A 20207-nucleotide genomic window follows, 5' to 3' on the forward strand; every position below is an offset into this window, starting at 1 on the left:
CATGTCCTACATACTCGAAGCGCTCAAGAAAGCCCAGGCTGAACGCGCCCGTGGCGCGATTCCCGGCGTAGACGCCCAGCCGCTTCCCACGATTGCGCCGCGCGCGCCGGCCAGGCAATGGCTGTGGATCACGGGCGCGCTGGCCGCGCTGGCGCTGGGAGCGGTGCTGCTGTGGCCGGCTGCGCAAACGCAGCAGCCAGGCACCCCGGCCGAGCCGACGCCGACGGTAGCCATGCGCACCGGGGACGATGCGGGTCGCCCCCCTGCATCCGCGGCCCAGACGCCGGCACCGACAGCGACGCCGGCGGCAAAGGCCACACCAGCCCCAGCATCAGTGGTACAGACGCCAGCCGCGACAGCTCGCTCTGCACCAATGACGCCTGTTCCCGCAACTGCTACCCCAGCTGCACCCGCTGCACCCGCTGCACCCGCTGTTTCACCGGCGTCGCCCGCCAAACCGGCGCGCAGGATGGGCGAGACCGCGCCTGCGTCCAGCCCTGTCGCCACGCCTGCGCAGGAACGCGTAGCGCTGCTGCAGGAATTGCCGGCCCATATCCAGCGTGAAATTCCGCCGATAGCCATCAATGGCTATCTGTATGCGAGCAATCCGGCAGACCGGTCCGTGCTGATCAACAACCGGCTGCGCCGGGAGGGCGATCAGCTGGCCGATGGCCTGACCCTGGAAAAGCTGCTGCCCAGCGAAATGGTGCTGAACTATCGTGGTTATCGTTACCGGGTCAGCTATTAGGCGGTAGCAGATCAGGAGTGTCAGGCAAGGGAAGCAAAGCGCCTCCCAAGAAGTGTTTGTGCCTGGCAAGGCCTGGCTTATCGAGGCAGTCCTCCTGCCAGCTATGTTCGTTGGCGTACCGACGCAGCCGCCGCCTGCGCCGAAGATGATGTCTTATTCGTAAGACCGGTCGCTTGCACCAGGTGCGACACATCGTTCAACACGCTTACCAGGAACACACCATGAATTCAGAAAACACGGTCGGCAAGCTGGACAAGGCGGCGATACGGGCCGCCGCCACCAGCACCGTCGAAGAAGGCGCAGTCAGCTCCGGCTATCAGGGCGACCGCGAAGGCATCATTGCCATGCTCAACGAAGCACTGGCCACCGAGCTGGTCTGCGTCATGCGCTACAAGCGTCACTACTACACCGCCACCGGCCTGGAAAACACCTCGATCAAGGAAGAGTTCCTGGAGCATGCGAAGGAAGAAGAAGCCCACGCCGACATGATCGCCGAGCGCATCGTGCAGCTCAACGGCGACCCCGATTTCAACCCACGCACGCTGGCTGAACGCAGCCATGCGGAGTATGACGAGTCAGACGACATCCGCGCGATGATCAAGGCCAACCTGATCGAGGAGCGGGTAGCGATCGAATCCTATCGGCAGATGATAGAAAAAATTGGCGATACCGATCCCACCACCCGGCTGATGCTGGTGCGCATCATGCAGCAGGAAGAGGAACATGCGGATGACATGAAGGATTTGCTGGAGTAAGGCCGGGACAGGAAAGTCAGCGAGCTGCGTGCGGCAGGCATTACCGGCAACGCCTGTCGCGATGCCTGACATGATAGTTTGCTGCAAGACGAAACGCCCTGAAAACACATGGTTTCAGGGCGTTTTCATCGTTCTCTTCGCGACCTTCGCTATAAGCTGCTGATGCCGCGTGATGTTGGTTTCAGGGCTGTGATGCTGGTGACGCGTATATACCCTGCGCTCAATTCCTGAGGTAAAAGTAAGCCTTCTGTACCTGCCCGGTATCGAAGCTCAGTGAAAGCACATAGCAGCCTGCTGATGGCGTTGCCCAGTTAAAGCGGTACTGGTTGCTGATGTCGTCATAGCTAAGCCCGCTGTTGCCGCTGGTTTCCGTCGCCAGCACCTCGGTTTGCACACTTGTAAAGTCGGCGCACTGCGCGGGCTTGAACGTGATTGACTTGATGGCGGCAAGAGAAGTGACGAAGTTGCCGGCGGCGTCCTTAAGTTGCCATTTGACGGGATAGGTGCGGCCGGCCTTGCCAGCGTTGACGACGTCCGGATTGTTGACCGGGGGCTGGAAGCCGCTGAGGATGTAGGTTGGAGTAGGTGTCAGGTTTGCGGCTAAGTTATGAAAGAGGCCGGCAGTAATCGCTGTCACGCCTGTTAATCCGTCTGCACCAGCACGCAGCCCAAATGACTCACTTCCCCAGACAATAATGGTGCCATTGGTTTTTAATGCCAAGCTATGGGTGGCGCCAGCAGCAATAGCTTTCACGTCTGCTAGCCCATCCGGAACATTACGCTGTCCAGAAAAGTTGAATCCCCATGCCTCGACGGTGCCATCTTTTTTCAATGCCAGACTATGATTGGTGCCAGCAGCAATGGCTATGACGTCTGTAAGCTTTTCCGAATCAGTAAGCTGCCCAAATGTATCACTTCCCCAAGCCTTGACAGTGCCATCTTTTTTCAAAGCCAGGCTATGGTTGGCGCCAGCGGCAATAGCTACGACGTCTGCCAGACCGTCTGGGACAGTACTTTGCTTTGAAAAGTCATTTCCCCATGCCTTGACGGTGCCATCTTTTTTCAATGCAAGGCTATGATTGGTGCCAGCAGCAATGGCTATGACGTCTATAAGCTTTTCCGAATCAGTAAGCTGCCCAAATGCATTACTTCCCCATGCCTTGACAGTGCCATCTTTTTTCAAAGCCAAGCTGTGGTTGGCGCCAGCAGCAATGGCTATGACGTCTGTAAGCTTTTCCGAATCGGTAAGCTGCCCAAATGCATTACTTCCCCATGCCTTGACAGTGCCATCTTTTTTCAACACCAAGCTATGGGTCTCCCCAGCTGAAATAGCTGTAACGTCTGTCAGACCGGGCAGAGCAATACCCTCTCCAGCAACGTTCCGTCCCCAGCCAAATATCATGCCTGGCGAAAGAGCTTCCGCCACGACGTTGGTAATAACTCCACATGTCAGTGCTATCACAGCACCTAACATCAAGAGGAAGTGCCGGCACCGGGATAGGCTTCTAGAACTGAATTCGCACGAAGTTTCTGAAAAGAAATAACGACTGTAATTTAGCATGATTTTCCTTGAAAAATAGAATGAGAAAATGTCGCTTTAAACTCTCCGCTTCCGTCTCTATTGTTCGTTTATCGTTATGAAATATTTGTAACCGGTTGTGCTAGGCTGCTGCAGGCTCATCGCGACACAATGGGGCAGGCGATAGGTAAAGGGATGGCCGCAACCGTGAGATCCAGTCAGCAAGGGTTAAACAAGTTCGCTAAAACGGGTTGGAAACTAACGGGGGTGATGCCAGTGAAAAACTTAATAAGCCCTGCAACGTTCGGTTCAGCCTTAAGAATGCACAACAGAAATTAAAAAAGCCCCGAAAACTAGACAGATTTTCAGGGCTTTTCATGAACTTCCTCAAACGAAAACTAAATCATTTTGTTTGCGGTCCGACTATGTAGCTAGAGCGAGCAAATTAGCCGCTTCAGTCCTTTGCTGAATATGCTTTTCACAAAGCAGAGTTCATGTGCAACGTTTTGAGTGCTGATGCGAATTGCTATAGCTGACTTTTCTTCAGTAAAGCATCAAGGCAACAACACCGACAACTCTTGCGCGCCCCTTCTCAGTACCGGCAAGAACTCCTCCTCCATCTGCCGCGTCGATACCCTGGTCGCCTGCGCCCCCACATTCAGCGCCGCATGCACCACGCCCGAAGCCCCGCGCACCGGCACCGCGATCGAGCGCAGCCCCACTTCCAGTTCCTCTTCCACCACCGCATACCCCGACACTCTTACCTCGCTCAGGATTTCCCGCAGCCGCGCCGCCGACACCACGGTCCGCTCGGTGTAAGCCCGCAGTTTCGCCGTTTCAAAATACTCGCGCTGCGCGTCTTCCGACATGGTCGCCAGAAGCACGCGGCCGAGCGACGTGCAGTAGGCGGGCAGCCGGCTGCCGGTGTTGAGCGCAATCGACATCACCCGTGACGTGGCGGACCGCGCCACATACAGCACTTCGTCGTTGTCCATCACCGCCAGCGAGCAGGATTCGTTGAGCGAGCGGCTGATGTTGTTCAGGCAGGGCTGGGCGGATACGGTCAGCGGCGTCGAGGAGAGGTAGGAATAGCCCAGGGACAGGATCTTGGGCTTCAAGAAGAAGTTGTTGGCTTCCGAGTCGGCATAGCCGAGCCGCTTCAGGGTGTAGAGGCAGCGCCGCACGGCGGCGCGTGGAATGCCCGTCCTGTGGCTGATCTGGGCGATGGTCAGGCTGCGGCGCTGGTCGCTGAAGGCGCGCACCACAGCCAGGCCCCGTGCCAGCGAGGTCATGAAACTGGGGTCCGTCATCGCCTCGATTTCCTGCGCGATGGTCATTAACTTGTCTGACTGGAATGCCGGGTTTTCCACGACATTAGGCTCCGGTAGTGCTTGCATGTTGGTCCTCGCCCTGATGAAAGAATGTTTTTAAAGTTGTTCGGCCACCGCACACTATTCGGCAAGCCGCCTTGACGATTGCCATTGTCGTATGAAAAACTCAGCGGGCGTTCTATTACCAAACATTTGTTCGTTTATCGAACATCTTCGATGTTAGCACCGAAATGATGGATCAAGGATGGCCAATTGGAGTTAATCGTTACAGAATAGCAAGGCCCGGATTTTACGTTCCCTGATTAACCATTACGATTGTTGTTAAGGAATGTGAAATATGTTGTTGCCGGGTGCCGTAAATGATTTAACTTTTCATCGCCGTTCGTTCCCATCTCGCAGAAAGAGTGTCCCGTGATCAATAAAATTATTCCGACGCTGGAAGAGGCAGTCGCCGATATCCATGACGGTGCCACCGTGATGATTGGCGGCTTCGGCAATGCAGGCATGCCTTCCGCGCTGATCGATGCCCTGATTGCGCAGGGCGCGCGCGACCTGACCATCGTCAACAATAACGCCGGCAATGGCGATACCGGCCTGGCGGCGCTGCTCAAGGCCAGGCAGGTGCGGAAAATCATCTGCTCGTTTCCGCGCCAGACGGATTCCCATGTGTTCGACGCTCTTTACCGCGCCGGCGAGATCGAACTGGAACTGACGCCGCAGGGCAACCTGGCCGAGCGCATCCGCGCCGCCGGGGCCGGCATCGGCGGCTTCTTTACGCCGACCGGCTACGGCACGCTGCTGGCCGAAGGCAAGGAAACCCGGCTCATCGATGGCCGCCACTATGTGCTGGAGTCGCCTATCCATGCCGACTTCGCGCTGATCAAGGCGCTGCGCGGCGACCGCTGGGGCAATCTGGTCTACCGCAAGACCGCCCGCAATTTCGGGCCCATCATGGCCATGGCCGCCAAGTGCGCGATCGCCCAGGTGTCAGAGATCGTCGAGCTGGGCGAGCTGGACCCGGAAAACATCGTCACCCCCGGCATCTTCGTGCAACGCGTGGTGAAACAGGAGGCCGCATGAAACGCCTGAGCAGAAACGAAATGGCGGCGCGGGTTGCGCGCGACATCCATGAAGGCGCCTATGTCAACCTGGGCATTGGCCTGCCCACCCTGGTGGCCAACCACCTGCCGCAGGACCGCGAGATTTTCCTGCACAGCGAGAACGGCCTGCTCGGCATGGGCCCGGCGCCCGCGCCCGGCGAGGAAGATGACGACCTGATCAATGCCGGCAAGCAGCCTGTCACGCTCCTGACCGGCGGCTGCTATTTCCATCATGCCGATTCATTCGCGATGATGCGCGGCGGCCATCTCGATGTCTGCGTGCTGGGCGCCTTCCAGGTTTCGGCGGCAGGCGACCTGGCCAACTGGCATACCGGCGCGCCCGATGCGATTCCCGCGGTCGGCGGCGCCATGGACCTGGCGCTCGGCGCCAAGCAGGTCTACGTGATGATGGAGCACCAGACCAAGAGCGGCGAAAGCAAGGTAGTGGCCCATTGCACTTATCCCCTCACGGGCATAGGCTGCGTCTCGCGCATCTATACCGACCTGGCGGTGCTGGACGTGACCGCCGACGGCCTCGCGGTCAGGGAAATCCTGTCCGACATCAGCTTCGAGGAACTGCAGCAACTGACCGGCGTGCCCCTGATGCGCGCCGCCTGAATAAACAACCGTACACAACCATAAAGAGACGACATCATGATTGAAGCCTTTATCTGCGACGCCATCCGTACTCCCATCGGCCGTTACGGCGGCGCCCTGAAGGACGTGCGCGCCGACGACCTGGGCGCCATTCCGCTGCGCGCCCTGATGGAGCGCAATCCCAACGTGGACTGGACCGCGGTGCAGGACGTGATCTACGGCTGCGCCAACCAGGCCGGCGAGGACAACCGCAATGTGGCGCGCATGTCGCTGCTGCTGGCAGGCCTGCCGCAGGAAATCGGCGGCGCCACCATCAACCGCCTGTGCGGCTCCGGCATGGATGCCGTGGGCACCGCGGCCCGCGCCATCAAGTCCGGCGAAACCAGCCTGATGATCGCCGGCGGCGTCGAGTCCATGACGCGCGCACCGTTCGTGATGGGCAAGGCCGACAGCGCCTTCTCGCGCAGCGCCAGCATCTTCGACACCACCATAGGCTGGCGCTTCGTCAATCCGCTGATGAAGGCGCAGTACGGCGTCGATTCCATGCCCGAGACGGCGGAAAACGTCGCCACCGACTACAAGATCAGCCGCGAAGACCAGGATGCCTTCGCCGTGGCCAGCCAGAACAAGGCGGCCGCCGCGCAGAAGAACGGCTCGCTGGCCGAGGAGATCACGCCGGTCGTGATCCGCCCGAAGAAGGGCGAGCCCATCACGGTCTCGCAGGACGAGCATCCGCGCGCCACCAGCATCGAAGCGCTCGCCAAGCTGAAGGGCGTGGTGCGTCCGGATGGCACCGTCACTGCCGGCAATGCGTCCGGCGTCAACGACGGCGCCTGCGCGCTGATCCTGGCCAATGAAGCCACCGCCAGCCGCCATGGCCTGACGCCGCGCGCCCGCATCGTCGGCATGGCCACCGCCGGCGTCGCGCCGCGGGTGATGGGCATCGGCCCGGCGCCCGCCACCAAGAAGCTGCTGGCGCAACTGGGCATGACGATAGACCAGATGGACATCATCGAGCTCAATGAAGCCTTTGCCGCGCAGGGCCTGGCCGTGCTGCGCGAACTGGGCGTGGCCGACAATGACCCGCGCGTCAATCCCTATGGCGGCGCAATCGCCCTGGGCCATCCGCTGGGCATGAGCGGCGCGCGCCTGGTCACCACCGCGATGTACCAGCTGCACCGCACCGGCGGCCGCTTCGCGCTGTGCACCATGTGCATCGGCGTGGGGCAGGGCATCGCCATGGTCATCGAGCGCGTCTGAGTCATACCGGAGAAAAACCATGGCCAATCAGGCACAGTACCGGCGGCCGTTTCACAGCACGCAGCCGGACTATCTTTACCCGCCGTACGGCTCGACGGTCACGCGCGCGCCTGCCAAGCCGCTGATCATCCTGCCGCAGACGCTGACCGAAGTGACCGGCCCGGTGTTTGGCCATGAGGACGTGAAGGCTGGCGACAACGACCTGACGCACCAGCATGCCGGCGAGCCGATCGGCGAGCGCATCCTCGTCAGCGGCCGCGTGCTCGACGAAAACGGCCGGCCGGTGAAGCATTCGCTGGTGGAGATATGGCAGGCCAATGCGGCCGGCCGCTATCCCCACAAGAACGACAACCATGATGCGCCGATCGATCCCAACTTCACCGGCGGCGGCCGCACCATGACTGACGAGCATGGACGCTACCAGTTCCTGACCATCAAGCCGGGCGCCTACCCGTGGCGCAACCATTTCAATGCATGGCGGCCGGCGCACATCCATTTCTCGCTCTTCGGCAATGCCTTCGCGCAGCGCCTGGTGACCCAGATGTACTTTCCTGGCGACCCGCTGCTGCCTTACGACCCGATGTTTACCAGCATCCCCGACGAGCGCGCCCGCAACCGGCTGATCTCGACCTTCGACTGGGAAACCACCAATCCCGAATACGCGCTGGGCTACCGCTTCGACATCATCCTGCGCGGCCGCGACGCCACCCCGATGGAGAAATGAGATGAGCCTGCAAATGTCTTCCTCGCAGACCATCGGCCCCTATTTGCATATCGGGACCGACTGGCTGATCACCACCGAGATGGCCGGCCCCGACGTGCCGGGCCAGCGCATCAGCATCGAAGGCCGGGTCTATGACGGCAATGGCGCGCCTGTGACCGATGCGCTGGTCGAGCTGTGGCAGGCCGACGCCCGGGGCAACTATGCCGGCGCCGGGCAGCCTGCCGCAACTTCGGGCTTTTGCGGATTCGGCCGCTCGCCGACTGACGCCACCGGCCACTTCCGCTTTTCCACCATCATGCCGGGCCCGGTGCCCGGTCCGGGCGATACCATGCAGGCGCCGCACATCGCGGTGACTATCTTTGCCCGCGGCCTCTTGAAGCACCTGGTGACCCGGATCTACTTCCCCGACGGCGCGGGCCATGCCGGGGATGCGCTGCTCAACGCGGTGCCGGCCGAGCGCCGCGCCACGCTGATCGCGCAGCCCCTGCCGTCAGGCCAGGCCGGCAGCTACCAGTTCGACATCGTGCTGCAGGAAGCCCCCGGCGGCCGTCCTGAAACCGTGTTTCTCGATGTCTGAACAGGGCGCTGAAACGGCCTTCACGCTGACCGGCCCGATGTCGGCCAGCGGCGCAATGCTGCGCGTTTTCTCCGACACCGAGGCGGTCCAGCGCATGCTGGATTTCGAAGCCGCGCTGGCGCGGTCCGAAGCGGCGCATGGCGTGATTCCCGAGGCGGCGGTGGCTGCCATCGTCGCCTGCTGCGACGCCGCCAGGCTGGACCTGCCGGCACTGGCGCAGGCCGCCGCGGCGGCCGGCAACCTGGCCATACCGCTGGTGAAGCAACTGACGGCGGCGGTGCTGCGGCAGGACGAGGAAGCCGGCAAGTATGTCCACTGGGGCGCGACCAGCCAGGACGCGATCGATACCGGCCTGGTGCTGCAGTTGCGCGATGCGCTGGACCTGCTGGATGCGGACCTGTGCGCGCTGGCCGATGCGCTGGCCGGGCAGGCCCGCCAGCATCGCGACACCATCATGATCGGCCGCACCTGGATGCAGCATGCGCTGCCGACCAGCCTGGGCCTGAAGCTTGCCGGCTGCCTGGACGCCGTGCTGCGCCACCGGCAGCGGCTGCAGCAAGTGCGCAGCCGCGCGCTGGCGCTGCAGTTCGGCGGCGCCGCCGGCACGCTGGCCAGCCTCGGCGACCAGGGACAGGCTGTGGCCGCCACGCTGGCGCGGCAGCTTGGCCTGGCATTGCCCGATCTGCCCTGGCATACCCAGCGCGACCGGGTTGCCGAAGCCGCCACCGTCATGGGCCTGATCACCGGCACGCTGGGCAAGCTGGCGCGTGATCTGTCGCTGCTGATGCAGACCGATGTGGCCGAGGCCGCCGAGCCTTCCGCACCCGGCCGCGGTGGCTCGTCCACCATGCCGCACAAGCGCAATCCGGTCGGCTGCGCGGTGGCGCTCAGCGCCGCCGTGCGGGTGCCCGGCCTGGTGTCGACCATGCTGTCGGGCATGGTGCAGGAGCATGAGCGGGCACTGGGCGGCTGGCAGGCCGAATGGGACACGCTGCCCGATATCGCGCTGCTCACGTCAGGCGCGTTGCGCCAGATGCGCGACGTAGTGGCCGGCCTCGTCGTCGATGCGCCGCGCATGCGGGCCAATGTCGACATCACCCACGGCCTGATCATGGGCGAAGCGGTCATGCTGGCGCTGGGCGCGCGGATAGGCCGCATGGCTGCCCACAAGCTGGTGGAACAGGCAAGCGCCCGTGCCGCGGCCGCGCAAAGGCATCTGCGCGACGTGATCGGCGAGGATGAGCAGCTGAGCCAGCATCTCTCCCCCGAAGAACTTGACCGCCTGTTCGATCCGGCCAGTTACACCGGCGAGGCGGGCGCCTTCGTCGACCGTGTGCTGGCCAGCCACGCACGCGGCAAACAGCAGCAGACAAGAGACACTACAGACGCAGGAGAATGAAGCATGGGTTCCATCAGCCATAACGGCGTGACGCTGCATTACGAGATCGAGGGCAGGGAAGATGCACCTGTGCTGGTGCTGTCCAATTCGCTCGGCACCAGCCTGGAAATGTGGGCGCCGCAGATGCCGGCGCTGCTGCAGCGCTTCCGCGTGCTGCGGCATGACTGCCGCGGCCACGGCAAGTCCGACGTGGCGACCGGGCCGTACACCATCGCCCAGCTCGGCGGCGACGTGCTGGCCCTGATGGACCAGCTCGGCATGCAGCGGGCGCATTTCTGCGGCCTGTCCATGGGCGGCATGATAGGCATGTGGCTGGGCACCCATCATGGCGGGCGCATCGATCGCCTGGTGCTGTGCAATACCGCCGCCAAGATCGGCACGCCGGACCTTTGGAATGCCCGCATCGACAAGGTGCGTGCCGAAGGCATGGAATCCATCACCGGCGGCGTGATCGACCGCTGGTTCACGCCCGGCTTTCAGCAGCGCGCGCCGCAGCAGGTGGAGACCGTGCGCGGCATGCTGCTGGCCACCGATCCGGAAGGCTATGCCGCCAATTGCGCCGCGGTGCGCGACATGGACCAGCGCAGCGAGATCGCCGCCATCCGCGTGCCCACCCTGGTGATCTCAGGCAGCCATGATCTGGCCACACCGCCTGCCGACGGCCGCGCCGCGGCGGACACGATACCCGGCGCCCGCTATGTCGAGCTGGATGCCGCCCATCTGTCGAACTGGGAGCAGCCGGATCAGTTCACCGCCACGCTGGTCGACTTCCTGTCCGCCTGACTGACAGCCCGAATGCCATCAAACAAGGAGCAAGCAATGGATGACCAGGAACGCCACGCGGCCGGCATGGCGGTGCGGCGCGCGGTGCTGGGCGACGCCCATGTCGACCGCGCCCAGGCAAAAAAAACCGAGCTGACCTCGGAATTCCAGGACATGATCACCCGCTATGCCTGGGGCGAGATCTGGACCCGTCCCGGCTTGCCGCGCCATACCCGCAGCCTGATGACGATCTGCATGATGGTCGCATTGAACCGGGAAGAGGAACTGAAGCTGCATCTGCGCGCGGCGTCGAACAACGGCGTCACCCGCGACGAAATCAAGGAAGCGCTGCTGCAGGCGGCGATCTACTGCGGCGTGCCCGCGGCCAATTCCGCCTTCGCGCTGGCGCAGGAAGTGTTCCGCGAGATGGATGCCGGCGGTGCGCAGTAGGGCAGGGGGAACCGTCCCGCGTTGTACCCGCGGCCTGACACCCGGCAGGCCGCGTTTCCAAGATCAATAACGACAAATAAACTGGAGCAGAGACATCATGCTGGCAATGAGGAGGCGCGCCATGTCCGGCGCGGCAATGAGGACGGCTGAGCACAATAGGGGCCGCGCATGGGCAATCTGATCGGCGTGCTGTTCGACGGCGTTGCTTACGGCAGCCTGCTGTTCCTGATCAGCGTCGGCCTGTCGGTGACGATGGGACTGATGAACTTCGTCAACCTGGCCCACGGCGCCTTTGCGATGCTGGGCGGCTTTGTCTGCGTGACCCTGCTGTCGCGGCTGGGCATGCCTTTCCTGCTGACGCTGCCGCTGGCCTTTGCCGCCAGCGCCGCGGCCGGCTTCGTCCTGGAGCGCGCGCTGTACCGCCGGCTCTACAAGGCCAGCCACCTGGACCAGGTGCTGTTTTCCATCGGCCTGACCTTCATGTCAGTGGCCGGCGCAACCTATCTGTTCGGTCCGTCGCAGCAACCGGTGCAACTGCCCGAATGGCTGCGCGGCCAGGTCCATATCGCGGGCCTGGATGTGGGCAGTTACCGGCTGTTCCTGATCGGCGTGGTGGTGCTGGTCACGCTGGCCCTGGGCTGGCTGATCGAACGCACCCGCTTCGGCGCCCAGATCCGCGCCTCGGTCGACAACCAGCAGGCTTCGGCCGGCCTGGGCATCAATGTCAGCCGCGTGTTCTCGCTGACCTTTGCGCTGGGCTCGGGCCTGGCAGGGCTCGGCGGCGGCCTGGGCATCGACGTGCTGGGACTGGACCCGACCTTCCCGATCAAGTACATGGTCTACTTCCTGCTGGTGGTGGCCGTGGGTGGCGCCGGCACCGTCAAGGGGCCGCTGCTGGCCGCCATCGTGCTGGGCATCTTCGATGTCGCCGGCAAGTATTACGTGCCTGAAGTCGGCGCCTTCGTGATCTATGGGCTGATGGTGATCCTGCTGCTGCTGTTCCCCAACGGCCTGATCGTGAGGCGCTCATGAGCACCGCGCCTGTTGTGACACACGGCCTGGCGGATGGCCGCTGGAAGCCGCTGGAAATCCTGTTCTGGCTGCTGCCTCTGGCAGCGTACTTCCTCGCGCCGGGTTACCTGGTGCTGGTCAGCCAGATCATGATCGTCGGCCTGTTCGCGATGTCGCTCGACCTGATCCTGGGTTATGCCGGCATCGTCTCGCTCGGCCATGCCGCCTTCTTCGGCCTGGGCGCCTACACCGCCGGCCTGCTGGCGGTGCACGGCTGGGGCGAGCCCATCAGCGGCCTGTTCGCCGCCGCCGCCGTATCGGCCCTGGCGGGTTACCTGGTGAGCTTCCTGATCGTGCGCGGCCAGGACCTGACCCGGCTGATGGTCACCCTGGGCATCGGCCTGATGCTGTTCGAAGCGGCCAACAAGGCAGCCTTTGTCACCGGCGGCGTCGACGGCCTGTCCGGCATGATGGTCGGCAAGCTGCTCGGCGTGTTCGAGTTCGACCTGGCCGGCAAGACCGCCTTCCTCTACAGCTTCGTGGTGCTGTTCCTGCTGTTCGTGGTGTTGCGCCGCCTGGTCAACTCGCCATTCGGCCTGTCGCTGAAGGGCATACGGGAAGGCGGGCGGCGCATGCCGGCCATCGGCGCCGACGTCAACAAGCGCCTGACCGCGATCTTCACCGTGGGCGCCGCGGTTGCCGGCGTGGCTGGCGCGCTGCTGGCGCAGACCACCCAGTTCGTTAGCCTCGATTCGCTAGGCTTTGCCCGTTCCGCCGAGCTGCTGATCATCCTGGTGCTGGGCGGCACTGGCCGGCTGTATGGCGCGCTGGTCGGCGCCACTGTCTTCATGCTGGCGCAGGACTATATCGCCGGCCTGAACCCGGCCTACTGGCAGTTCTGGATCGGCCTCCTGCTGATCGTGATCGTCTTGTTTGCCCGTGGCGGCATCCTGGGCGGGCTGGAACGCCTGGCCGGGCCCTTGTTGAAGAAGAACCGCAACGGAGCACAGCCATGAGCGGCATCGCATTGCGTACCCAGGGCCTGTCCAAGCAATGGGGCGCGTTCAAGGCCAACAGCGACATCAGCCTGAACTTCGCACCCGGCGCGCGGCACGCGCTGATCGGGCCCAATGGCGCCGGCAAGACCACCTTCATCAATCTGCTGACAGGCGGCTTCGCGCCGACTTCAGGCCAGGTCTTCCTTGGGGAGGAAGACATCACCGGCCTGCCGCAGCATGTCCGCGTCAAGCGCGGCATGACCCGTACCTTCCAGATCAACACCCTGTTCGCCGGCCTGACCGTGCTGGAATCGGTGATGCTGGCGCTCTGCGAGCGGGACGGCCGTCATCGCGTCTGGTATCAGACGGTGGCGCGGCAGCGTGCCCAGGCTGACGAAGCCATGGCCCTGCTGGCTACGCTGAAGCTGGAGCGCGACGCCCATGTCGTCACCCGCAGCCTGCCGTATGGCAAGCAGCGGCTGGTGGAAATCGCGCTGGCGCTGGCAACCCGGCCCAGGGTGCTGCTGCTGGACGAGCCGGCGGCGGGCATACCGTCGGCCGAGAGCGCCGAGCTCTTCGAAGTCATTGCCGGGCTGCCGCGCGACGTCACGGTGCTGTTCATCGAGCATGACATGGGCCTGGTGTTCAAGTTTGCCGAGCGCATCACGGTGCTGGTGGGCGGCAAGGTGCTGTGCGAGGGCACGCCGCAGGAAATCGCATCCGACCAGCGTGTGAAGGAAGTCTATCTGGGGGAGGCGGAGCATGGCTGAGTTGCTGGCGCTGGACAAAGTAAGCGCCGGCTACGGCGAATCGGTGGTGCTGGAAGACATCAGCCTGGCGATGCAGGAAGGCGACAGCCTGGCGCTACTGGGCCGCAATGGCGTGGGCAAGAGCACGCTGCTGGTCACGCTCATGGGGCTGACCCAGCAGCATGCCGGCACGATACGCTGGCGCGGCGCCGACATCGGCCGCGTGCCAACCCACCGCCGCGCCCAGGCCGGCCTAGGCTGGGTGCCGCAGGAGCGCTACATGTTTCCCTCGCTGACGGTGGAGGAGCACCTGACCGTCGTCGCCCGCCCGGGACCATGGAACCTGAAGCGCATTTACGACATCCTCCCGCGGCTGCAGGAGCGGCGCGACAACATGGGCAACCAGCTCTCCGGCGGCGAACAGCAGATGCTGGCCATTGCCCGCGCGCTGATGACCAATCCGCAGCTGCTGTTGCTGGACGAGCCGATGGAGGGCCTGGCGCCCATCATCGTGCAGGAACTGATGCGGGTGATCCGCAAGCTCATCAGCGAGGAAGGCCTTTCGGTGATCGTGGTCGAGCAGCATGCGCGGCTGGCGCTGTCGATCACCAGGCAAGCCATTGTGCTGGACCGTGGCCGCATCGTGCATGCGGGCAGCAGTGAGGGCCTGCTGGCTGATAGCGAAAGGCTGGACCGGCTGGTAGCGGTGGCCTAGGCCCGATCCAGGAACAGCTGCGCCACCATCTTCCTCAGCCACTGGTTGGCCGGGTCGGCATGGAAGCGTTCGTGCCAGTGCTGCTTGACCGAAAAATCGGGCAGCCTGACCGGCGGCGGCAGCATCTTCACGTTTTCCTGCTGCACCATGGCGCTGCCAAAGCGTTGCGGGACGGTGGCGATGCATTCCGTTTGCGCGACGATCCTGGCCACGCCCAGGAAACTCGGCACCCGCAGCACGATCCGGCGCGCTATGCCTTTCGCATTCAGGCTTTTCTCCACGATGGAATGGCCGGTGCCGGAACTCTTGATCAGCACATGGCCTTCATTCAGGAAGGCCTTGCGCGTCATCGTGCCGGCGATGCGCGGATGGTCGGCTGCCAGCAGGCAGACAAAGTTCTGGTCGAACAGCTTCTGCTGATAGAAGCCCGCTTCCAGGTGCGGCATGAAGCCCACCGCCAGGTCGACTTCGCCGCTTGCCAGCTGCATGGGCGTGTCCGGAGAAATCGTGGTGGCATCGATGCGGATCGCTGGCGCCACCTGTTTCAGGTGATTCAGCAAGGTGGGCAGCAGCACGATCTCGCTGATATCGGTCATGCAGATCTTGAATTCGCGCTCGCTGTGTTCCGGCGCGAATTCCTTCTTGTGGCGCAGCGCGCTGTGCAGCGCAGCGGTGGCTGCGCGCACGTCTTCCAGGATTTCAAGCGCATGCGGCGTCGGCTCCATGCCGCGCGGCGTGCGGACGAACAGCGGGTCGCCGAAATGGCGGCGCAGCCTGGAGAGCGCGATGCTTGCCGTGGGCTGCGCCATGCCCAGGTTTTCAGCCGCACGCGTGATGCTGCCGCTGCTGTAAATTTCCTCGAATACCGCCAGCAATTCCATGTCGAACCGGGCCATGCATTGCTCCTTTATTGCGAATCGCAATGCACATTATGCAGTTTCATATATTTACATGATAGAAGCATTTTGCCATCATCCCGCCATTCCTGAGGAGGAAACCACATGAACCAGTCCAAGGACAACGCTGCGCGCAGGGCGCTGTACGAGTCGATCCGGCCGCATCACATGACGCCATTATGGGAAGTGCTGCATGCGCTGGTGCCGAAAAGCCCCACCACCGCCTGCGTGCCGGCATTGTGGCGCTACCGCGAGGTCAAGCCTTTCCTGATGCAGTCGGGCGAGCTGATCACCGCCGAGGAAGCGGTGCGGCGCGTGCTGATACTGGAAAACCCCGGCCTTCCGGGGCAATCGGCAATCACCCAGTCGCTGTATGCAGGCCTGCAGCTGATCCTGCCCGGCGAGGTGGCGCCATCGCACCGGCATGTGCAGTCGGCGTTGCGCTTCGTCATTGACGGCAAGGGCGCCTACACCACGGTGGAAGGCGAGCGCACCACCATGCATCCGGGCGACTTCATCATCACCCCGTCATGGCGCTGGCATGACCATGGCAATGAAGGCGTGGACGGCGTCACCGAGCCGGTGGTCTGGCTCGATGGCCTCGATATCCCGACCGTGCGCTTCTTCGACGCCGGTTTCGCCGAGAACGACGATGTCAGCAAATCGCAGACCGTGCGCCATCCGGAAGGCAGCAGCTATGCCCGCTACGGCGCCAACATGGCGCCGGTGCGCCGCGTCAACACCGGACTGACTTCGCCGATCTTCAGCTATCCCTACAGCCGCACGCGGGAGGCATTGCATGCGCTGGAGCGCAACAGCGAAATCGACGCCTGGCATGGCATCAAGATGAAATACATCAATCCCACCACCGGCGGCTGGGCCATGCCCACCATCGGCACCTGCATGCAGCTGCTGCCCAAGGGATTCAGGGGCAAGCCGCATCGTTCGACCGAAGGCACCGTCTACTGCGTTACCGAAGGCCGCGGCAGCGCCCGGATCGGCGACCAGACCTTCCAGTTCGAGCCGCAGGACGTTTTCGTGGTGCCATCGTGGGCTTCGCTGTCCCTGTCCAGTGAAGAGGGCGCCGTGCTGTTCAGCTATTCGGACCGGCCCATCCACGAAGCGCTGGGCATACTGCGTGAAGAATTCGCGGACTAGGCGGCACGCCGCCTGGCCCCTCACCGTTATCGTTTTTTACAGGCCATCATGAGCAATTACGTTATTCCCCCACAAGCCATCGTCGGCCTTCCTGTTGCCGGAGAGGCGGCCAGCTTTCCGGTGCGTCGCGTCTATTGCGTCGGACGCAACTACGCGGCCCACGCGCGCGAAATGGGCTTCGACCCCGACCGTGAACCGCCATTCTTCTTCTGCAAGCCCAATGACGATGCTTCCATCGTTCCGGTAGCCGACGGCGAGACCGCGACCATTCCCTATCCATCGCAGACTGTCAACTTCCATTACGAAATCGAGCTGGTGGTGGCAATTGGCAAGGGCGGCAAGAACATTGCGGTGGAAGACGCCAACAATCACATCTACGGTTATGCAGTTGGCCTGGACATGACCCGGCGCGACCTGCAGATGCGCATGCGCGAAGCCGGCCGGCCATGGGAAATCGGCAAGGCCTTTGATTTTTCAGCGCCTGTCGGCCCGGTGCATCCGGTTGCCAAAACCGGCATCATCGACAGCGGCGCCATCAGCCTTGCTGTCGATGGCGCAGTCAGGCAGACCAGCGACCTGACCCACCTGATCTGGTCGGTGCCGGAAACCATTGCCAACCTGTCGACGCTGTTCGAGCTGCAGCCGGGCGATCTGATCTTTACCGGCACGCCGGAAGGCGTGGGCGCTGTCAAGTCAGGCCAGACCATGGTCGGCGAAATTGCAGGCTTGGGCAGGCTGCAAGTACAGGTGGTGTGACCAAACCCGCAATCGACTTTGAAATTACACTAGTACTGGGTTAGCGACGACACTAGCATTGTGTCGATCTTCGTACATACATAGGAGTTCACTTCCAAAGTATCGGTTGTCGGTTGTCGCTAAAATGACTAAAAAATGCTGTGGTTGTCGGCACCAAAAATTTTCTTTCAATAAAAAAGATCTCTATAATCAAAGACTAAGTTTCTAAATAGTTTCTATTTAGAAACTTATTTTATGGTGTCGCTTCTAGTTGTCGGTTGTCGGATACTTTTCCAGGGTTCACAGTGGTTTTGGGCTCTGTACACATTCATTTGATAATCCATCGCTTAGCAGACTTCTCGTGCGAGTCAGAATGCCTATCGACTTCCACACTGCAAGTTGTGTTGCGTAAGTCCTCTAAGCGACCAACAGCGCCAACCAAAAAGCTGAAACGTAAGCCTTTCTCAAATCCCATTCGCCGCAAGGGTATCGAGTATTTCAGCTCTACCATTTCCGGAATGCCAGCATCGAATATTTATTGTGGTGCCTTGATAAGGCAGCTGCCACGAAGAAGGATCGCAGGTCACTGCGTTATTCGGTCCAACCTAATGCAAGCCTCCATTCAATCTGCGGTAGCTCACCACAAATATGAAGCCAGTTATGAAAACCGTAATCGTCACTCATCATTTCGGGTTTGCTGCGTCTAATCGCCGCTGTGAGGACAGCGCCTCGAAATAGTGGGTGGACTTGCAGTGGATAAAAGAGATGCCATGGATGGTTGTCGAGGAGCCCCAAGGCTTCTTCCCATGAATACACTCTGTCAGACTTGTACTGGATGTTTGGCTCGTCGATCATTGCGGGCGTCTGATCGAGGACGTCTCGCTCGAATGCCCAGTTTTTGCCGTTGTACCTGCCGTACAGCGTAATGCTGCCACCTTCTACTCCAGCTTTCAGTATTACTTCCCAGTTTTCCATATTGTTTTCCCCGTTAATTTCATTGATCGAGTGAAGGCACAAATGACACCATCTGCTTCTCTGGTGGCTGCTCTATATGTAAGCCATTCGCTTCATGCCGTTGTCTGACCCACCGGCTTTGAAGGGCGCGCGCTGCCTGGAGTGCTGCCGCCCGGTTTGCTGAAGAAATGGTAGGTTTCGCCATACCCTTGCCGCTATCGGTGCGTGGTGGAAGAGGATGTACTGTTGTCTGCGGACTTGTCTTGTCCAACTGCTGTCTGATTCGGGTATTGAAGGTGGCAACCGATTCGCCCGGGAGAGGCGCGGGGTTCGGCGTGCTATGGCTCGCCATGGCTCCGACCTTTCTTGGCCGCCATGCACCGTAGTCTGCTGCCCGTTGACGTCTGAACCGCTGCTCGTTGCGGCACCAGTTGCGCCAGGCAGCGAACCAGTCTGCTTTCATGCCACGCGGTCCTGGCAGCGTTGTCCAATGGTCCCGGAATTTCTCAGCCACGAGCTGCACATCGGTTATGGTCCAGGTCGGCTGCTGTTGCGATGCCCATTCTCCCCAGCTTGGCGGAAGCGCCCAGTTGGCCGGCAAAGGCGTGCTGCGCACCACCTGACGGTTAGTTGATGGATCACTGACGTTTATGGGTGCGGGATCTGCAGGGGCATAATGCGTATGCTGCGGGGGCAAGGCGTCGGATGCTGCACAGGTAGAAGGAGAAATCTGCGGTATGGCAGATTCTGCGGGTGTGAAGAATTTGTCCGGGTGAAGCTGGTACAGGGTACTGCGGCCTTTGCGGAACCGGCGTACCAGCATCCCGGCACGTTCCAGGTCGCTGATGTGCTGCTGCACGGTGCGCTGGCCCATGCTGCATTTATGTGCAATGGCTTCGACGGAGGGGTAGCATTCCCCCTGGCTGTCGGCATGGTCGCACAGCGATAGCAGCACCAGTTTTCTGCCCGCAGGTATGTCGGTTTTCCAGGCAAGTGCCATAAAGCTGATGCTCATTGATGTATCCCCAACTTGCGGTGTGTGTCGGCGATATAGACAGCTGTACGGGCATCGGTTTCTTCGCGGGTCATGCCGATGCACTGGTCATGTTCAACGTGGCAACCGCGAATGCCCGGCCGGCTGCAGCAAAGGGGAAAGGTCGCCAGATAATATGCCTTGATGCGGGCGCCTTTGCCGTCCTGATAGCGGTTGCTGTGAGCTGCTTGTGAATATCCGACAATGCCGCAACAGGCGCAGGGAAGCATCGCTACGCGCTTGAAATGTGCGGTTTCGACACTCAGTGGTTTTTTGCGTCTGGGCTTCTTGCTCTGGGTGCATTGCTTGACGCGCTGATGCGATTGCCAGGACAGTTTTCCGGTCAGGCCGCGTGACATCGGGGAGCGTTGTAATGGTTTCTTTTGTGGCTTTAGCGGGACTTTGCGAAGGAGGGCAGTGCGCTTCATACAGCCTTTCTTTGAGTGGGTTGGGATAAGAGGTAGGGAATGTGGGAGAAAACTGCGTCGCCCAGAGGAGCCGGGCTGGGTAGTAAGACGATCCGTGACTTACTCATCAGGGTCCTTGCAGGTCATCTCGTAGTGGGCGAACCAGTACTCGGCGCGCCAGAGCTGTTCTACAAACTTAAACGCAGGCGGGCAGTCATGAACAGAGGTGCCTTCTCGAACGGCTTGTTGAGCGGTCGCCCGGATTTTTGCGATGGAGACAATCGGTTCCGACATCAGTCGGCCGCTTCACTGCGATAGGTTTTGCACGT

General features: G+C 61.7%; 22 protein-coding genes. 16 read left to right on the forward strand and 6 right to left on the reverse strand.

Annotated elements, in window-relative coordinates; genetic code table 11:
- The first annotated feature begins 1 nt into the window (after position 1).
- Positions 2-748, forward strand: a complete 747-nt coding sequence (locus KTQ42_RS01010) for a general secretion pathway protein GspB (RefSeq protein WP_217343799.1) — start codon at positions 2-4, stop codon at positions 746-748.
- A gap of 221 nt (positions 749-969) precedes the next feature.
- Entirely contained in the window at positions 970-1503 is a 534-nt protein-coding gene (locus tag KTQ42_RS01015) for a ferritin-like domain-containing protein (protein WP_217343800.1), read from the forward strand.
- Positions 1504-1723: 220 nt separating this feature from the next.
- Here the strand turns inward: KTQ42_RS01015 and KTQ42_RS01020 are convergent, their stop codons facing one another.
- Positions 1724-3064, reverse strand: a complete 1341-nt coding sequence (locus tag KTQ42_RS01020; RefSeq protein ID WP_217343801.1) for a PxKF domain-containing protein — start codon at positions 3062-3064, stop codon at positions 1724-1726.
- Between the two features lie 512 nt (positions 3065-3576).
- The gene (locus KTQ42_RS01025; protein WP_249222599.1) at positions 3577-4419 is read right to left on the reverse strand and encodes an IclR family transcriptional regulator C-terminal domain-containing protein; all 843 of its coding nucleotides are present in this window, start codon (positions 4417-4419) and stop codon (positions 3577-3579) included.
- 345 nt (positions 4420-4764) lie between these two features.
- Here KTQ42_RS01025 and KTQ42_RS01030 point away from each other — a divergent pair, with 345 nt between their 5' ends.
- The 12 genes from KTQ42_RS01030 to KTQ42_RS01085 all read left to right on the forward strand — a co-directional run bounded on the left by KTQ42_RS01030 (position 4765) and on the right by KTQ42_RS01085 (position 14695).
- The gene (locus KTQ42_RS01030) at positions 4765-5433 is read left to right on the forward strand and encodes a 3-oxoacid CoA-transferase subunit A (RefSeq protein WP_217343802.1); all 669 of its coding nucleotides are present in this window, start codon (positions 4765-4767) and stop codon (positions 5431-5433) included.
- On the forward strand, positions 5430-6071 hold the full coding sequence (locus KTQ42_RS01035; RefSeq protein ID WP_217343803.1) for a CoA transferase subunit B: 642 nt from the start codon (positions 5430-5432) through the stop codon (positions 6069-6071). The genes KTQ42_RS01030 and KTQ42_RS01035 overlap by 4 nt, the downstream gene beginning before the upstream one ends.
- Before the next feature lie 36 nt (positions 6072-6107).
- Positions 6108-7310, forward strand: coding sequence for a 3-oxoadipyl-CoA thiolase (gene pcaF / locus KTQ42_RS01040; RefSeq protein WP_217343804.1), 1203 nt, complete (start codon positions 6108-6110; stop codon positions 7308-7310).
- 19 nt (positions 7311-7329) lie between these two features.
- Entirely contained in the window at positions 7330-8034 is a 705-nt protein-coding gene (gene pcaH / locus KTQ42_RS01045; RefSeq protein ID WP_217343805.1) for a protocatechuate 3,4-dioxygenase subunit beta, read from the forward strand.
- Between the two features lies 1 nt (position 8035).
- Positions 8036-8611 carry a protocatechuate 3,4-dioxygenase subunit alpha gene (gene pcaG / locus KTQ42_RS01050; protein ID WP_217343806.1) on the forward strand — a complete coding sequence of 192 codons (576 nt, stop codon included), beginning with the start codon at positions 8036-8038 and terminating at the stop codon, positions 8609-8611.
- On the forward strand, positions 8604-10010 hold the full coding sequence (locus KTQ42_RS01055; protein WP_217343807.1) for a 3-carboxy-cis,cis-muconate cycloisomerase: 1407 nt from the start codon (positions 8604-8606) through the stop codon (positions 10008-10010). Before pcaG ends, KTQ42_RS01055 begins: the two co-directional genes overlap by 8 nt.
- 3 nt (positions 10011-10013) lie before the next feature.
- Positions 10014-10793, forward strand: coding sequence for a 3-oxoadipate enol-lactonase (gene pcaD, locus KTQ42_RS01060; protein WP_217343808.1), 780 nt, complete (start codon positions 10014-10016; stop codon positions 10791-10793).
- A gap of 36 nt (positions 10794-10829) precedes the next feature.
- On the forward strand, positions 10830-11222 hold the full coding sequence (gene pcaC / locus KTQ42_RS01065; RefSeq protein ID WP_217343809.1) for a 4-carboxymuconolactone decarboxylase: 393 nt from the start codon (positions 10830-10832) through the stop codon (positions 11220-11222).
- A 168-nt stretch (positions 11223-11390) separates the two neighbouring features.
- Positions 11391-12254 carry a branched-chain amino acid ABC transporter permease gene (locus KTQ42_RS01070; protein ID WP_217343810.1) on the forward strand — a complete coding sequence of 288 codons (864 nt, stop codon included), beginning with the start codon at positions 11391-11393 and terminating at the stop codon, positions 12252-12254.
- Complete coding sequence (locus tag KTQ42_RS01075) at positions 12251-13249, forward strand: branched-chain amino acid ABC transporter permease (protein WP_217343811.1); 999 nt, start codon at positions 12251-12253, stop codon at positions 13247-13249. Before KTQ42_RS01070 ends, KTQ42_RS01075 begins: the two co-directional genes overlap by 4 nt.
- A complete protein-coding gene (locus KTQ42_RS01080; RefSeq protein ID WP_217343812.1) occupies positions 13246-14001 on the forward strand; it encodes an ABC transporter ATP-binding protein in 756 nt (251 codons plus the stop codon). The genes KTQ42_RS01075 and KTQ42_RS01080 overlap by 4 nt, the downstream gene beginning before the upstream one ends.
- Positions 13994-14695, forward strand: coding sequence for an ABC transporter ATP-binding protein (locus KTQ42_RS01085; RefSeq protein ID WP_217343813.1), 702 nt, complete (start codon positions 13994-13996; stop codon positions 14693-14695). Before KTQ42_RS01080 ends, KTQ42_RS01085 begins: the two co-directional genes overlap by 8 nt.
- On the opposite strand, the gene KTQ42_RS01090 is transcribed toward KTQ42_RS01085, so the two are convergent.
- Complete coding sequence (locus KTQ42_RS01090; RefSeq protein WP_217343814.1) at positions 14692-15591, reverse strand: LysR family transcriptional regulator; 900 nt, start codon at positions 15589-15591, stop codon at positions 14692-14694. The genes KTQ42_RS01085 and KTQ42_RS01090 overlap by 4 nt on opposite strands.
- A gap of 105 nt (positions 15592-15696) precedes the next feature.
- Between KTQ42_RS01090 and gtdA the strand changes: the two genes are divergently transcribed.
- Positions 15697-16749 carry a gentisate 1,2-dioxygenase gene (gene gtdA, locus KTQ42_RS01095; protein WP_217343815.1) on the forward strand — a complete coding sequence of 351 codons (1053 nt, stop codon included), beginning with the start codon at positions 15697-15699 and terminating at the stop codon, positions 16747-16749.
- Between the two features lie 48 nt (positions 16750-16797).
- Complete coding sequence (locus tag KTQ42_RS01100) at positions 16798-17505, forward strand: fumarylacetoacetate hydrolase family protein (RefSeq protein WP_217343816.1); 708 nt, start codon at positions 16798-16800, stop codon at positions 17503-17505.
- Between the two features lie 570 nt (positions 17506-18075).
- Here the strand turns inward: KTQ42_RS01100 and KTQ42_RS01105 are convergent.
- Genes KTQ42_RS01105 through KTQ42_RS01115 form a run of 3 tightly spaced genes read right to left on the reverse strand, consistent with a single transcriptional unit; the run spans position 18076 to position 19899 of the window.
- Positions 18076-18459, reverse strand: coding sequence for a hypothetical protein (locus KTQ42_RS01105; protein ID WP_217343817.1), 384 nt, complete (start codon positions 18457-18459; stop codon positions 18076-18078).
- 19 nt (positions 18460-18478) lie between these two features.
- Entirely contained in the window at positions 18479-19453 is a 975-nt protein-coding gene (locus tag KTQ42_RS01110; RefSeq protein ID WP_217343818.1) for a helix-turn-helix domain-containing protein, read from the reverse strand.
- A complete protein-coding gene (locus tag KTQ42_RS01115) occupies positions 19450-19899 on the reverse strand; it encodes a hypothetical protein (RefSeq protein ID WP_217343819.1) in 450 nt (149 codons plus the stop codon). The genes KTQ42_RS01110 and KTQ42_RS01115 overlap by 4 nt, the downstream gene beginning before the upstream one ends.
- Between the last annotated feature and the right edge of the window lie 308 nt (positions 19900-20207).

This window comes from Noviherbaspirillum sp. L7-7A (assembly GCF_019052805.1).
GTDB lineage: Bacteria > Pseudomonadota > Gammaproteobacteria > Burkholderiales > Burkholderiaceae_D > Noviherbaspirillum_A.